The 15,193-nt window shown below is 57.3% G+C and carries 13 protein-coding genes; 7 read left to right on the forward strand and 6 right to left on the reverse strand.

The genetic code is table 11. From position 1 onward, the window contains the following. Nucleotides 1-53 precede the first annotated feature (53 nt). The 4 genes from trkA to def all read right to left on the reverse strand — a co-directional run bounded on the left by trkA (nucleotide 54) and on the right by def (nucleotide 4,750). Nucleotides 54-1,427, reverse strand: a complete 1,374-nt coding sequence (gene trkA, locus CFN46_RS15290; RefSeq protein WP_024950810.1) for a Trk system potassium transporter TrkA — start codon at nucleotides 1,425-1,427, stop codon at nucleotides 54-56. 187 nt (nucleotides 1,428-1,614) lie between these two features. Further along, nucleotides 1,615-3,066, reverse strand: a complete 1,452-nt coding sequence (rsmB, locus tag CFN46_RS15295) for a 16S rRNA (cytosine(967)-C(5))-methyltransferase RsmB (RefSeq protein ID WP_024950809.1) — start codon at nucleotides 3,064-3,066, stop codon at nucleotides 1,615-1,617. Beyond that, nucleotides 3,063-4,067, reverse strand: coding sequence for a methionyl-tRNA formyltransferase (gene fmt, locus CFN46_RS15300; protein WP_024950808.1), 1,005 nt, complete (start codon nucleotides 4,065-4,067; stop codon nucleotides 3,063-3,065). Before fmt ends, rsmB begins: the two co-directional genes overlap by 4 nt. Nucleotides 4,068-4,240: 173 nt before the next feature. Beyond that, the gene (gene def, locus CFN46_RS15305) at nucleotides 4,241-4,750 is read right to left on the reverse strand and encodes a peptide deformylase (protein ID WP_024950807.1); all 510 of its coding nucleotides are present in this window, start codon (nucleotides 4,748-4,750) and stop codon (nucleotides 4,241-4,243) included. A 243-nt stretch (nucleotides 4,751-4,993) separates the two neighbouring features. Between def and CFN46_RS15310 the strand changes: the two genes are divergently transcribed. Beyond that, entirely contained in the window at nucleotides 4,994-6,046 is a 1,053-nt protein-coding gene (locus tag CFN46_RS15310; RefSeq protein ID WP_176426499.1) for a LysM peptidoglycan-binding domain-containing protein, read from the forward strand. Between the two features lie 83 nt (nucleotides 6,047-6,129). Next, nucleotides 6,130-7,356: a DNA-processing protein DprA gene (gene dprA / locus CFN46_RS15315; protein WP_254918517.1), complete on the forward strand. Its 1,227-nt coding sequence runs from the start codon at nucleotides 6,130-6,132 to the stop codon at nucleotides 7,354-7,356. 139 nt (nucleotides 7,357-7,495) lie between these two features. Here the strand turns inward: dprA and CFN46_RS15320 are convergent, their stop codons facing one another. Continuing rightward, a complete protein-coding gene (locus CFN46_RS15320) occupies nucleotides 7,496-8,389 on the reverse strand; it encodes a 5'-nucleotidase, lipoprotein e(P4) family (RefSeq protein WP_024953406.1) in 894 nt (297 codons plus the stop codon). Between the two features lie 254 nt (nucleotides 8,390-8,643). Between CFN46_RS15320 and CFN46_RS15325 the strand changes: the two genes are divergently transcribed. From CFN46_RS15325 to aroE, 3 genes are all read left to right on the forward strand, one after another. After that, a complete protein-coding gene (locus tag CFN46_RS15325) occupies nucleotides 8,644-9,225 on the forward strand; it encodes an L-threonylcarbamoyladenylate synthase (RefSeq protein ID WP_088744034.1) in 582 nt (193 codons plus the stop codon). Between the two features lie 162 nt (nucleotides 9,226-9,387). After that, the gene (hemF, locus tag CFN46_RS15330; protein WP_024953404.1) at nucleotides 9,388-10,308 is read left to right on the forward strand and encodes an oxygen-dependent coproporphyrinogen oxidase; all 921 of its coding nucleotides are present in this window, start codon (nucleotides 9,388-9,390) and stop codon (nucleotides 10,306-10,308) included. Between the two features lie 45 nt (nucleotides 10,309-10,353). Next, nucleotides 10,354-11,184, forward strand: a complete 831-nt coding sequence (gene aroE, locus CFN46_RS15335; protein ID WP_088744036.1) for a shikimate dehydrogenase — start codon at nucleotides 10,354-10,356, stop codon at nucleotides 11,182-11,184. A gap of 9 nt (nucleotides 11,185-11,193) precedes the next feature. Here the strand turns inward: aroE and CFN46_RS15340 are convergent, their stop codons facing one another. Then, nucleotides 11,194-11,919, reverse strand: a complete 726-nt coding sequence (locus tag CFN46_RS15340; RefSeq protein ID WP_088744038.1) for a response regulator transcription factor — start codon at nucleotides 11,917-11,919, stop codon at nucleotides 11,194-11,196. A 135-nt stretch (nucleotides 11,920-12,054) separates the two neighbouring features. On the opposite strand from CFN46_RS15340, the gene CFN46_RS15345 reads away from it, so the two are divergent. Further along, entirely contained in the window at nucleotides 12,055-12,603 is a 549-nt protein-coding gene (locus CFN46_RS15345; RefSeq protein ID WP_141103673.1) for a molybdopterin-dependent oxidoreductase, read from the forward strand. A gap of 36 nt (nucleotides 12,604-12,639) precedes the next feature. Further along, complete coding sequence (locus CFN46_RS15350; RefSeq protein ID WP_088744041.1) at nucleotides 12,640-15,051, forward strand: ATP-binding protein; 2,412 nt, start codon at nucleotides 12,640-12,642, stop codon at nucleotides 15,049-15,051. Nucleotides 15,052-15,193 lie beyond the last annotated feature (142 nt).

The following is a 15,193-nucleotide window of genomic DNA, read 5'->3' on the forward strand; positions in this document are numbered from 1 at the left end:
GCTGCGCGTGAGAAGGGGGAGATGTCGTCGAATGTCAGGAGTAATGGCCGGCATCAGAAGAAGGTCAGCCCGACCTGGAAGAGCCGCTCTACCTCGCGAATGCGGCGCTTGTCGACCACAAACAGAATAACGTGATCATTGGATTTCACCACTAGATCATGGTGAGCCACCAGCACTTCCTTGCCCCGTACGATGGCGCCGATGGTGGTGCCATCCGGCAGGTTGATATCTTCGATGCGCCGCCCAACCACTTTCGACGAGCGCTCGTCACCATGAGCAATCGCCTCGATGGCCTCTGCTGCACCGCGTCGCAACGAGTGGACATTGACGATGTCACCCTTGCGCACGTGAGTCAGCAGACCGCCGATGGTGGCCTGCTGAGGCGAGATGGCGATATCGATCTCACCTCCCTGCACCAGGTCGACATAGGCAGCATTGTTGATCAGGGTCAGCACCTTCTTGGCACCGAGGCGCTTGGCCAGCATCGACGACATGATATTGACCTCATCGTCGTTGGTCAGCGCACAGAAGATATCGCAGTCCTCGATGTTCTCTTCCAGCAGCAGTCGCTTGGAAGTGGCACTGCCGTGAAGGACGACAGTGCGGTCCAGCTTTTCGGAGAGGTCAGTACAGCGTGCCAGCGAGTGTTCGATGATCTTGACTTGATGAGTATGCTCCAGCGTTTCCGCCAGGCGCTCGCCGATATTGCCACCGCCAGCAATGACGACGCGACGGAAGTTGCGATCAACACGGCGCAACTCACCCATTACGGTACGAATATCCTTGCGCGCCGCAATGAAGAACACCTCATCATCAGCTTCGATGACCGTGTCACCGCGCGGAATGATCGGACGATTGCGGCGATAGATGGCTGCGACGCGTGTGTCCACATTGGGCATGTGGCGGCGCAGGAAACCGAGCTCCTGACCGACCAATGGGCCGCCGTAGTAGGCCTTGACTGCCACCAGCTGAGCGACGCCATTGGCAAAATCCAGTACCTGCAACGCACCGGGGTACTCTATCAGGCGGCGGATGTGGTCGGTGACCACCTGCTCAGGACTGATCAGCACGTCGACCGGGATGGCATCGTGTGAGAACAGCCCCTTGCGGGTCAGGTAGGCCGTAGAGCGCACACGGGCAATCTTGGTCGGCGTGTGGAATAAGCTATGCGCGATCTGACAGGCGATCATGTTGACTTCGTCTGAATTGGTCACCGCGATCAGCATATCGGCATCTTCACCGCCGGCCTGACGCAGTACCTGCGGATAGCTGGCAGCCCCGGTCACGGTCCGGATGTCGAGGCGGTTGTGCAGTTCCCGCAGCCGCTCGCTATCGGTGTCCACTACCGTGATGTCATTTTCTTCGTGGGCGAGGTGCTCTGCGAGCGTCCCGCCGACCTGGCCTGCACCCAGAATGATGATTTTCATGTCCGGCTCGTCCGCTGTTTCTCAGTCGGCACAGGATAGACCAGTGCCAAGACGGAAGACAGCCGCGGCTCGGAGTCGAGGCGCGGCTGTCTGATACGATGCTGTGTGAAACTGGGGCGAACGCTAGATCCGCGCGCCCATTGCTATCTCAGCGGCTCTCTCAAGTGCTAGATCTACAAGTGCTAGATCAGACACTGGCCTTGGTGATATGCGCTAGATAGAAGCCATCGTGACCATTTACCTGCGGCAACATCTGGCGACCAGCGCCCGAGACACGGCCCCAATCGGCGCGGATGGTCTCGGCCTTGGCATCCGGAGTACCCGCGAGGAAGCGGTCCATCACGCGTGCATTCTCCTGCGTGATGATGGAGCAGGTGCCGTAGACCAGTGTGCCGCCCGGCTTGAGCATGCTCCACAGATTGGCCAGCAGCTTGCCCTGCAGACGCGCGAGATCGCCGATATCATTCGGGCGACGCAACAGCTTGATGTCCGGATGACGACGGATGACGCCACTGCCGGAGCAGGGCGCGTCGAGCAGAATGACGTCGAAGGCTTCGCCGTCCCACCAGTCACGCTCGCAAGCATCAGCGCACACGACGCCGGCGCCCAGCTCCAGGCGCTCCAGCGTCTCTTCCACGCGCTCGAGACGCTCGCCGTCGATATCGATAGCAGTCGCGTCCAGTGCCGAGAAACGCTCCAGCATGTCAGCCAGCTTGCCGCCGGGCGCGGTGCAAGCGTCGAGCAAACGGACACCTTCGCCTTCGGGGTTGATGGCGGTCACGGCCGGTGCCAGCAACTGAGCGGCTAGCTGAGCGGCCTCATCCTGCACGCTGACCAGTCCTTCTTCGAAGCCCGGCAGTGCACTGACATCGCAAGCAGCAGTCAGAGTGACACCGTGTTCGGCAAACGGGCAGGCGACGGCATCAATGTCGGCCTCGGCCAGTTGGACGAGGTAGTCCTCACGGCTGATGGCGGCGACATTGACGCGCAATGTCATCGGTGCCTGAGCATTGTTGGCTTCGGCGATGGCCTGCCAGTCGTCCGGCCAGTTGCGCTGGAAGGTATCCAGTAGCCACTGCGGGTGAGATAGCGCGACGGCAGGATCTTTATCGACTTCAGCTTCGAGCTCTTCCTGCTCACGCTGGAAGCGACGTAGACAGGCGTTGAGTACGCCCGTCGCCCAGCCCTTGCCGAGACCACGTGCAGCACCGGCAGTTTCACCGACGGCTGCGTGAGGTGCGATGCGCATATAGAGCAGCTGATACAGGCCGAGCAGTAGCAGGGCATGAATGTCCTGATCCTGCGACTTGAACGATGACTTCAGCAGCTTGCCAGCCAGTGCATCAAGACGTGGCAACTGACGGCAGACACCAAAGCACAGCGCCTTGTAGAGGCCCTGATCACGGCCAGCAACGCCAGACGGCAGGCTGTCCATGTTCAGTGAGGTACGTGCAGCCAGAACCGGTGCCAATGTCCGAGCGGCGGCGACGCGAACCGCCGCGCCCGGGGATGCAGGAGCATTGTCGGCTTGGCGACGGGCGCCGCCGTGCTTTTGTCCGCCACCCTTGATGCGGGCAGGCGGAAGAGAGTTGCGTTTCTTGCCAGCACCCTTGGCGGTCGGACGGTCTGACTGGCTCATGCGGAAGTCTCGGTCTGGGAATCAGTATCTGGGGAGTGGCTGGCGCCGAGGGCAAGGCCTTCGGGAAAGCGCGCAGCACGGGAATTAAGCAGGTCTTTGACGGCGAGCGGCTTGGCACCGGGCAGTTGGGCTCGTGTGATCTCGAGCACCTCATGACCATCGCCACAGGCGATACGCAGGCAGTCATTGCCGGGGGCAAGCAGCACGCCTGGCGTCACGGCTGTATCGAGGCGTTGTCCACCTGTACGTGACAGCCACAGGCGTAGTGGCTCACCTTCAAGGCGCGTCCAGGCGACTGGCCAGGGGTTGAAAGCACGAATGCGTGCATCCAGCTCAGCTGCCGGGCGAGTGAAGTCCAATTCAGCTTCAGCCTTTGATAGCTTGGCGGCGTAGGTCACGCCTTCCTCGGGCTGTGGCGTGGCTGGCAGATTCCCCTCTGCAATCGCGTTGAGTGCCGTGACGATCGCTTCGCCGCCTTGAGCAGCGAGTGCATCGTGCAGCTCGCCACCCGTGGTGCTAGCGGTGATGGGTGTACGACGAATCAACAGCATGTCACCGGTATCTAGCCCGGCATCCATCTGCATGATAGTGACACCGGATTCGCTGTCGCCCGCTTCAATGGCACGCTGAATCGGCGCAGCACCACGCCAGCGTGGCAGCAGAGAAGCATGAATGTTCAGACAGCCGAGGCGAGGAATGTCGAGCACCGCTTGCGGCAGAATCAGCCCGTAGGCCACGACCACCATGATATCGACGTTGAGATCGCGCAGTACCTGACGGTCGGCATCGTCCTTGAAGTTGAGCGGCTGATGCACGGGGAGTTCGTGCTCAAGTGCCAGCTGCTTGACGGGGCCGGGGGTCAGCTTTCGACCGCGGCCAGAAGGGCGGTCCGGCTGAGTATGGACGCTGACGACCTGATGCTGGCTACCCAGCAGGGCGGTCAGGCACTCGGCGGCAAAGTCCGGGGTGCCGGCAAAGGCGATACGCAGGGCTTTCGACATGCAAGAACTCTCGTATGGGGAGCGCGGTTGATAACGGGCTCAAGGTGCTGGCGGAGCAGTAATGATGTACCCGCAATAGCGGATCAGTAATGACGCGCACGGAGGCAGAGAAAAATCTCAGGCCTCCGTGCGGAATGTCTACCCAGGCCGGCAATGGCGCCGACTAGAGTGGATCAGTCTTCCTGAAGCTTATGGCGCTTCTGCATCTTCTTCATCACTCGGTCCCGCTTCAGCGGAGAGAGGTAGTCGACGAAAAGTGTGCCTTGCAGATGGTCATTCTCATGCTGAATACAGTGCGCCAGCAAACCATCGGCCTCGAGCTCGTAAGCGTCGCCGTTGCGGTCCTGTGCCTTGAGTCGTACCTTCAAGTAGCGAGACACTTCGGCATAGTACTCGGGGATGGACAGGCAGCCTTCTTGCATTGGCTCCTTCTCGTCACCGATAGGCGTGTACTCAGGGTTGATCAGTACCAGCGGCTGGGACTGATCTTCGCTGACGTCAATGACGATCAGACGACGATGCTCGTCGACCTGAGAGGCTGCGAGACCGACGCCTCGTGCGTCATACATGGTCTCGATCATGTCGTCGATCAGGGTCTGCAGTTCAGCATCAATCGCTTCGATTGGTGCGGCAACGTTGCGCAGACGCTCATCGGGGAATTCAAGAATTTCGCGCTTGGCCATGACTGGTGTAATTACCGTTGTGCTGTCAGTAAGGGTTTGACTGATATTGTAGTGTGCACAAGCGAGGAACGGAACCGATGGCCGTCAATGCTGCTACTATCGCGGCAATAGTCAGGGTTGATCTCATGTGCCAGCAGGCGCAGGGATGCGGGGCTAGGCGGGGTTCACGGTACGGATTTCAGAAAAAGATCATCGCCACCGACAGTGGCGGGTGGCAATAACGCAAGGGACGCATGAATGGGCATGAAACGACTGGTCGGCAATGCCGTCTTCACGGCACTCCTCGGCATGACGGTGCTGGGGGCAAGCGCAGGGATGTCGCAGGCACAGGCGGCAACGGTACGTGACAACGTACCGTCTACCTACGTGGTAGTGCGTGGTGACACGCTCTGGGATATTTCAGGCCGCTTTCTGCGTGAACCTTGGCTGTGGCCGGAAGTCTGGCGTGCCAATCCCCAGATCAAGAACCCGCATCTGATCTATCCGGGCGACCGCATCTCTCTCTACTACGAGAACGGTGAGCCACGTCTGCGTCTTGAGCGTGGCCAGGGAGGCGTCGTCAAGCTGTCGCCGAAGATTCGTCACATTCCCAAGCGTGAGGCCGTTCCGCCGATTCCACTAGAGAAGATTTCGGCGTTCCTGAAGGAACACCGAGTGATAGATCCGGCGCTGATCAATAATTCTCCCTACATCATTGCCGGGGATGATACACGCTTGATCAGCGGAGCTGGAGATACCATCTACGCTCGCGGCCAATGGTCCTCATATGACACATACAGTGTCTACCGCAAGGGACAGCGTTATCTGGACCCGGAAACCCAGGAGTTCCTGGGGCTGGAGATGATTAGCATTGGTGACGTCAAGCTTGAGCGCCTGGAAGGTGACATCGGTGTGATGCGCGTATTGTCTGCCAATCGTGAAATCCTCAACGGTGACCTGCTGCTGCCAGCGGATGGTGGCGCCATTACTACCAGCTTCCAGCCTCAACCGCCTGCCAAGGATGTTGGTGGGGTGATTCTTGCCGCCCCGGATGGTCTGCGTAATATTGGTCGTAACGACATTGTGGCGCTAAATCGCGGCAGTCGTGACGGTATTGAACCTGGTTTCGTCTTCGGAATTGAACGCCGTGGTGAAACGGTGACTGATCCAAAAAACGGCGAGCCTGTCACATTGCCGGGTGAAGAAGGCGGCTTGGTCATGGTGTTCCGTATCTACGATAAGGTCAGTTATGCGCTGGTAATGCAGGCGGCGCGTCCACTGAGCGTGGGCGACCTGCTGCTCGAGCCACGTGGCTGAGAGCAAGACCTGGAATAGTCGATGACACGCCTGTGGCATGAATGTCGTTAAAGGCTGCGGATGATCCGCTCGGGAGGTGTTACGTGACGATTGATAGCAATGTCGAAAAGCGTATTCCCTCACGAGCGGATTTTGCGTTTCTGGCGCGACTGCCGGGCTTTGGTAATCATACCGGTGCCAAGCTCAGGGAGCATGCCGACTGGCCACAAGGCTGGTTGGCAGCACTTCCTCCACGCTTGGCAGCATCATTGAGGCTCTGGTGTGAGCGACCGACCTCCTCGCCGTTATATCAGCAGGTGATGACAGATCTCGAATGGCACTCGCCGGCTTATGGTTGCTATCTCCTGACGCCAGCAGACCCTGAATGGCCAGCGATGCTGGATACCTTGCCTGATCCGCCACTGACATTATGGGCGCTGGGACGTCGTGATCTGCTCGCGCTACCACAGTTGGCCATTGTCGGTGCACGCAAGGCCAGTCAAGCAGGTCTTGCACATGCACATGGCTTTGCCGGTGAGCTGGTGATGCGAGGCTGGAGCGTGGCCAGCGGTCTAGCGCTGGGCGTTGATGCTGCGGCACACCAAGGTGCGCTGTCAGCTGCTGTACAGCTCTCTGACGATGATTATCCCGCACGTCCTTCGACGCTCGCCGTACTGGGCTGTGGTGTCGATGTCGTTTATCCAGCGCAGCATCATCATTTGCGTCAACGTCTGCTCGAGGGTGGTGGGTTGCTTCTGTCGGAGCATCCGCCCGGTACTGGCGCGCATGCGCGCCACTTTCCGCGCCGCAATCGCCTGATTACTGGCCTGTCACATGGTGTGCTGGTGGTAGAGGCGACGCTGCGTAGTGGCTCACTGGTCAGTGCACGACTGGCGATGGAGCAGAATCGTGAGGTGTTTGCGCTGCCTGGCCGCATTGAAGATATTGCTTCGAGTGGATGCCTTGAATTGATTCGTCAAGGCGCCACGCTGGTCCGCAATGTGGACGATATGCTTGCCGAGCTTGATCACCTCATGCCTGCCGCAAGCATGAGGCAAGAGCAGCCTGTCACTCCTCGCCAACAGCGGCATCTTGCACCGCGTGAATCACTCGCGCGTGGCATGACACAGGAGTTGCCATCACTGGCACCTGCTACGCCACCTGTGGTGCAAGAGAGTTCGCCGTTGTGCTTTCTGAGCGCCATACCGGTGGCGCTCGATCAACTGGTCGAGCTGAGCGGATGTCAGGTGAGTGAACTGAGCATGCAATTGCTGGAATTGGAGCTCGAAGGGCGTGCTGTACAGGCACCCGGTGGCTGGAAGCGGATATGAGTGGGATATAGACGAGAGCATGAAGCTGCATGGCAGATGGATGCTTCACCCAGGACGCCTCGCAGAAATCCTGCGGGGCGTTCTGGCAAGTCACGGCAGTCTACGATGACGGGACCTCACTGATGTAAGTCGGCAGTACTTACTTGCCAGCAGATACTGATCCATCATCGGGCTGCCAGGCATTCAGGGCAGCAGCACGCATGGCCCGCTTCTCGGTCTCGCTGGCTTCCCAGTTTCCCTTGTAGATGACGCCTTCCCATTCTCCGTAAGTCGGGTTGGGCAACATGACGAAACGACGGCCAAATGACTTGGCCTGCTTGTCGACCTCTGCATGGCGTGCGGCGGTGCTGTCCTGCTGGAAGGCTTGGTCGAAGTCGCCCAGATTGTCGCCCATCAGAATGGCGATATCGTGGTCAGCAGTGACGACAGCTCGACGTTCGGTCTTGTCGGAGCTGTCAGTCCGCGGCATCACATGCTCGGCGTTCGCTTGCGGGAAGCCCAATGCCGCCAGATTGGCAATGGTGGCCTGCTTGCCCGCTGCCTTGCGATTGGTGATGTAGTAGACATCGACGCCACTACGCTGCGCGTAGTTCAGAAAGTCCACGGCGCCAGGCGAGGCCGCGGAAACGGCATCATCTACCCAGTTGGCCCAGCTCTGGCTGTCGTAAGTCCGCCCTTTGCGTAGTGCCCAGCCACCGTAACTGGTGGTGTCGAGGACGGTATCGTCGACATCAACCACCACGGCCAGCGGCTTGTCATGTTGAACACGGCGGGCCAGTGCCATGTTCAGACGATCATGTGCGACATTGAAAGCCTGTAGCGACAGAGCATGGAATTCGGCACTGCGCTGGACCCATAACGTGGCCAGCATGGCTTGATCACTGATCGGCGCTATCTGAGTTGCCGCTGACGGTGCTTCGCTTGTGACAGGGCGAGGGGCTACCGGGACATCAGGCTGAGAAGCGGAGCTCGCACAACCCGCCATCGTCAGCAGCAAGGTGGCAGTAGTACTGAGCGTCACGTATTGGCGCATGGAACACGTCCTTATGTATTCGAGAATGATGGAGTGCTGATCTAAAGAATCGAAGCACAGCATTATCCATGATGCCGTGACAGCTGAACGACCATAAGGCGTGTCTGTGCGACGCATCGTTGCGTCGGCCTTGCGTTGGTGAGCATGCTAGAATTGCGCCGTGCTGCGGCGAGCATCCTGTCACGTGCGTCCATCGAGTGCGTTGTCAGCTGCCGTCATCTCTATCGTCTGCTTTGAAGAGGCCTGTGCGGATCATGAATGCAAGTGCTGTCCCGCTCGATCATGCGGCTGTCGCGGATGCCGCTGGGTGTATACGCCGCGGCGGAATCGTTGCGTATCCTACTGAAGCCGTGTGGGGATTGGGGTGCGATCCTGACAATGGTGACGCGCTGGCACGCCTGATTCAGCTCAAGGCTCGAGATCCTGCCAAGGGGTTGATCCTGATTGCAGGCGATATCGCTCAGCTTGAAGGATGGCTTGTCGGCATCTCGACAGCACAGCGTGAGCAGCTGTTGGCCAGTTGGCCGGGGCCATTTACCTGGCTAGTGCCGGATAATGGTCGCGCCCATCCCTTGCTGCGCGGTGAACACGTAAGCCTTGCCGTGCGGGTCAGTGATCATCCCTTGGTGCAGGCGCTGTGTGCTGAACTTGATGGCCCGCTGGTGTCCACTTCGGCCAATCGTGCAGGCGAAGCGCCAGCGATGAGCATCGATGAGATACGTGGCACCTTTGGTACCTCGTTGGTGGATGATGTGATTCTCGACGGCCCGCTGGGTGGTTATGTGCGGCCAAGCACCATTCGTGATCTTGCTACCGGTATGATATTGCGGGCCTGAGTGTCGCGTACGCCATGGCCTTGATGTAGATCATGTGCAAGTAAAGCGCCGTCTGCCATCACCTCGAGGTGGCGGTATGCTGACAGCCTCTGTCAGCGAGGAGACGGGCAGATGGCTCGCTACCCTTTTTCATTTTTCATTTTTCGATTCACCGGAGGCACTGTGGCCCACGCCAATCTCGAAGACGTCAAGGTCTACCTACTCGACCTGCAGGACCGCCTATGTGATGCGCTGCAAGTCTGCGATGACAAGGCGAGTTTCCGTGAAGATAGTTGGGAGCGCGCAGAGGGCGGTGGTGGTCGTTCGCGAGTGATGGAGGATGGCGGTGTTTTCGAGAAGGGCGGCGTCAACTTCTCACATGTCTTTGGCCTACAATTACCGGCCTCTGCGACAGCCGTTCGCCCTGAGCTTGCGGGTCGCAGCTTCCACGCAGTTGGCGTCAGCTGGGTATTGCATCCGCATAACCCGCATGTGCCAACCAGTCACGGTAACGTGCGCTTCTTCATTGCTGAAAAAGACGGTGAAGCGCCGGTATGGTGGTTCGGTGGCGGCTATGATCTGACGCCGTTCTATCCCGAGCTTGAGGATGTGCGTCACTGGCACCAGACAGCCTTCGATGCCTGCATCGCCTTCGGTAGCGACGTCTATCCGCGTTACAAGACCTGGTGTGACGAGTATTTCTATCTGAAGCATCGTGATGAGACACGGGGTGTGGGTGGGCTGTTCTTCGATGACCTGAATGAGTGGGGCTTCGAACGTTGCTTCGCTTTCCAGCAGTCTGTAGGCAATAGCTTCCTGGAAGCGTATCTGCCGATCGTCGAGCGTCGTCGCAACATGGCTTACGGGGAGCGCGAGCGTAATTTCCAGTTGTATCGTCGTGGCCGCTATGTCGAGTTCAATCTGGTCTGGGATCGCGGCACCCTGTTCGGGCTGCAAAGTGGCGGGCGTACCGAGTCGATCTTGATGTCGATGCCGCCAGTCGTTCACTGGGAGTATGGCTACCAACCCGAGGAAGACAGCGCCGAATCCGTGCTGTATCGCGACTTTCTGCATGCGCGCGACTGGCTGGGCGAAGGCGCCTGATAGCGCCTGTCAGCCTGATTCTTACCCTGAGATCGTCCCGGAGTCCTGATGTCTCGTTATGCTGTATTCGGCAACCCGATTGCCCACTCGAAGTCTCCCCTGATTCATCGCGCCTTCGCTGAACAGCTGGGAGATTCTCTGAGCTATGAGGCACGGCTGGCCCCAGCAGATGACTTTGCCGGTGGCTGGGCCGAGTTTGTCGCAGAAGGTGGGTTAGGTGCGAATGTCACCATGCCCTTCAAGGAGCAGGCGTATCGGCTTGTCGATGTACTCAGTCCACGTGCGCAGCGTTCTTGCGCCGTCAATACTCTGCTGCTGGGCAAGAACGGCCAGGTTTACGGTGATACCACCGATGGCGTGGGCCTGGTGCGAGATCTTGAGCGTCTTCAAGCGCCTCTCGCGGGCGCACGTATTCTCGTGCTGGGGGCAGGTGGGGCTGTGCGGGGAGTGCTGGAGCCCTTGCTGGCGAAACAGCCAGCAGCGCTGATCATTGCCAATCGTACGGCAGCCAAGGCTAGCGGGCTGGCGGCTGACTTTGCGGATCTGGCGGTAGACGAGACTTCGCTATCCGGTGGTAGTTTTGAGGAGATCGAGGGGCACTTTGACCTGGTCATCAACGGTACCAGTGCGTCATTGGGCGGGGAATTACCGCCATTGCCGCAAGCGCTGTTCACCCCGCAAGCACTGGCGTACGACATGATGTATAGCGCAGAGCCTACCGTTTTCATGCGCTGGGCTGCTGATCGAGGTGCACGCTCAGAGGATGGCTTGGGCATGCTGGTAGAACAGGCAGCAGAGTCCTACTTCCTGTGGCGCCACAAGCGGCCGGATACGGCGCCCGTTGCGCTGATGTTGCGTCAGTTGTTGACGGCTTGATAGAGAGATTCAGGCGCTCTTGCGAGCACTTTCTCCATCGCTGCAGAATTCCAGTCGATAGCCATGTTGATACACGCTTCTTAGCTTGAGGCCATGGCTACCATCAAATCCTAGTTTGCGGCGAAGGCGGCTGATATGGGTATCGACGGTGCGAGTAGAGATGTCACCGTTGATTCCCCATATCATTTCCAGCAAATAGGCGCGTGAAAACAGCTCTCCTATATGGCGCATTAATAGTACGGCAAGCTGATATTCGCGCTGTGTCAGATTGACCTGTAGTCCTGCGCACCAGATGGTGTGCTCTTCCTGCTCTATTCGGTACTGCCCCGGAATACCTTCCACCTCGTTCAGTGCATTGCTGGCGGTGCTGTTGGCCAGTCGCCGGCCAAGCGCTGCCACTCGCGCCGTGAGTTCCTTGGGGTTGATGGGCTTGCTCAGGAAGTCATCAGCGCCATTTTCCAGTGCATGCACGACGTCTCCTTCCCCTTGACTGGCGGTGATGAACAGAATCAATCCCTGCCAGCCATGCTCGCTGCGCAATGAACGTGTCAGCTCCATGCCGCAGGCATCTGGTAGCTGCCAATCGATGATCAACATGTCAAAACTCTGCTCGCGTAGGGCACGCAATAGTTGATTGGCGCGTTCGAAACCCGCCAGCTCGTGCCCCTGTGTCTGAAGGCAGAGCATCAGATAGTCACGTTGATCTTGATCATCCTCCAGAATGCCGATGTGCATGCCGTCATCTCCTTGTTCGGTTGATAGAACCACCTTACGCTGCTTTAGCGTGATACGACGTCACAATGGTTCACGGTTGGCATAAACGCTGCGGCTTATACTCGTTACTATCTATTATCGAGTGGAGTAAGTGGCATGCTGAAGTTCTCTGGATATTTGAACGTTATTTCGCAACTTGCCCAGTGTCGTCGCTGGATCTCGTCCGGCTTGCTGGGTGCCTTGTTGCTATCGCCTGTCGCCATGGCGCTTGAAGCACCACAAGGGCCGATCGTTTTGAGGGTCACCGGTAATATTGAGCACACCAATGCGGGTAATGAAGCGCATTTTGATCGTGAAATGCTGAAAACACTGGAGCAACGTGAAACCCTGACGGCGACGCCTTGGCATGATGGTAAGGTTCGTTTCAGTGGTCCGTTAGGGTCTGCTCTATTGGAGGCCGTTGGCGCTGAAAGTGGCACGATGCGTGTCGTCGCGCTTAATGACTATGCCGCGAGTGTGCCAGTACAGGACTTTTTCGATTATCCAGTCATTCTGGCGATGCAAATCGACGGCAAGCGTTTGCGGGTGCGGGATAATGGTCCCATCTTCATCATTTATCCCTTTAGCGAGCAGCCCGATCTACTCAATGAAGAAATCATGACCCGTTCTGTCTGGCAGGTAAAGCGCATCGAAATCGACGATTAATTACCGTCTCAATCGTGTTTGGCAGGATGCCTACTCATGAATCCACTCAGATCGATGTATTTCAGAGCCGGTGTCGCGATTGCCGCGACGCTATTCTTTGTGTTGGTACTCGTGACAGGTGCATTGGTTTATCAGCACCAGCAAACACTTGAGCACAAGCTGCGCGAAAACATGATATGGGGGATTTATCAGTACGACCGAGAAGTTCGCGAGTTACGCATAGTGATCGCTGAAGAACGATTGTCACCTACCCCGGCACCATTGAGAGATGACAGCGAACTTCTATTGCGTCTCGATATCCTCTTCAGTCGTGTGCAGCTGCTGCAAAGTGGTGAGATGGGTCGCATGCTCAAGGCAATACCTGAGCTTCATGCACAGCTGATGGCGAGCCTGCCGCGAGTCGATGCACTGGATAAAGATATCTTGGCACTGATTGAGGGTGGCGGTCGTAATGAACTGCTTTCTGAACAGCTGCTGACTCGCCTGACATCACTGCAAGGACTGACAGGTGAGTTGCTGCTGGATATCAATGCAGAGGCCGCTATTCAGCGTTCCAAAGAACGTAATGAGTTACTGGAGCTTTATACGCTGGCGTTGATACTGCTGTTGCTGTTGACACTGAGTGGGGCAGTACTCGTGGTGGCGCTTATCGCAGAAACACGCGGACGTGCCTCGAAAGCGAGAATGCTCGAAGAGCGCACCCGCGAGCTAGATGGCATGGTGCAGCTAGCGCAGGCAGCCAGTCAGGCCAAGTCTGAGTTCATGGCGATCATGAGTCACGAGATTCGTACTCCACTCAATGGGATGGTGGGTGTGGCAGATCTGATTGGTGAGGAAGTCACGTCTTCACGAGGCAAGGAATATCTCGACACATTGCGCCAGAGTGCAGAGAGCCTACAGGTTGTCATCAATGACGTACTGGATTATTCGAAGATCGAAGCTGGCAATCTAGAGTTGGATCAGCGCTGCTTTTCGCTATCGGACTTCCTTGATTCGCTCGTGGCGCACTATGCCCGTCAGTGTGATGGCACAACCCCTGAGCACACATGCATGTTCCTGGAAGAGCGTGCAGATGACCTGCCTACCTGGGTCAAGGGCGACATTAATCGTCTGCGTCAGGTGCTGACCAATTTACTTAACAACGCGTTCAAATTCTGTCCTAAAGGCACTATTCGACTAGGTATCCGCTCTCATGAGAACGATACCTTGTATTTCGAGGTGCAAGATAGCGGCTGTGGTATTGATCACACCCAGCTTGGCCACTTGTTTGCCCCCTTCACTCAGGTCGATACGTCCATGGCCCGTCGGCATGAAGGGACTGGGCTGGGACTCGCTATTTCCAAGCGTTTGGTCGAAGCGATGGGCGGTGAGATCGGCGTGGAAAGTCATCTCGGACTGGGGAGTCGCTTCTGGTGCACGGTTACGCTTCCTGAGCTATCTGCTTCGGATGCATGTCCTGAGCAGATGATTGTCGATGAGCCCTTGCCGCAGGCCCGAATACTGGTGGTAGAAGATAATGAAGTTAACCAGTCACTGGCCCGTGCGATGCTCGAGTTTCTCGGTCAGCAGGTGACGGTCGTCGGTAATGGTGAACAGGCGTTGGAGTGGTTATCCCGAGAAGGCTCAGCAGTGGATTTGATCTTCATGGACATGCAGATGCCAGTGCTGGATGGCCTCGCAACTACGCGCCTCTGGCGTCAAATCGAAGCTGGTCAAGCTGGTCAAGCTGGTCAAGCTGGTCAAGCTGAGCGAGCTCATCTCCCTATCATTTCCATGACCGCTAACGTGATGCAGGAAGATGCCCAGCGTTGTCTGGTCGCCGGTATGGATGCGGTGTTGCATAAACCCTTCACGCGAAATGATCTGAGTCGAGTGCTCCGCCAGCACCTTGTCGTCTCTTCTGCGTCAGATATCTCTTCTCATGAACCTCTCGATGCTATCGCTTTGCCTGATACTGCCTTGACCGAGAGCTATATGTTGGCGGCAACAGCACCCGAGATAACCCATCGTGTTGCCGGCCAGCACGAGAAATCTCTCGCTGACAATATTCACGGGGATATGGGTTCAGCTATCGAAGATGAGCTTTCCGAGGAAGAGTTACAGTCTCTTTTGCAGTTGGATACCTGTCAGGAGTTACTGGAAACTCTAAATGCTGAAGCCTTTTCCAAACTGCTCGGTAATTACCTCACGCGCCTTGATCGCCGTGTGGAACAGATGTCGTCACTGCATGTTCAGAGTGACTACACCATGCTCAAGCGTGAGGCCCATTCGTTGAAGGGGGCCTCGGCGTCGCTAGGATGCCAGAGACTGGCCAGTGCTGCAGAGGTACTGGAAAGTGCGTTGGTCAGTGGCGATGATGAGATGATTCATCAGCAACTGCATCAACTTGAAGCATTGGGTGGTATGACGCGTCGTGCTCTCGTACAGATGCGCCTTCTGCAAGTATGAGAGCCCTAAAGGTAGTAAGGTTTCGTGAAAAATGTCGATCTAGAGATAAACGTATAATAATATAAATGTTAATGATGAAAATATGAAGTGGAATATGTTTGGAGAGAGAAAGTTTATAAAAATAACCCGGCTTTGGCCGGGT

This window comes from Cobetia sp. QF-1 (assembly GCF_002213105.1).
GTDB lineage: Bacteria > Pseudomonadota > Gammaproteobacteria > Pseudomonadales > Halomonadaceae > Cobetia > Cobetia crustatorum.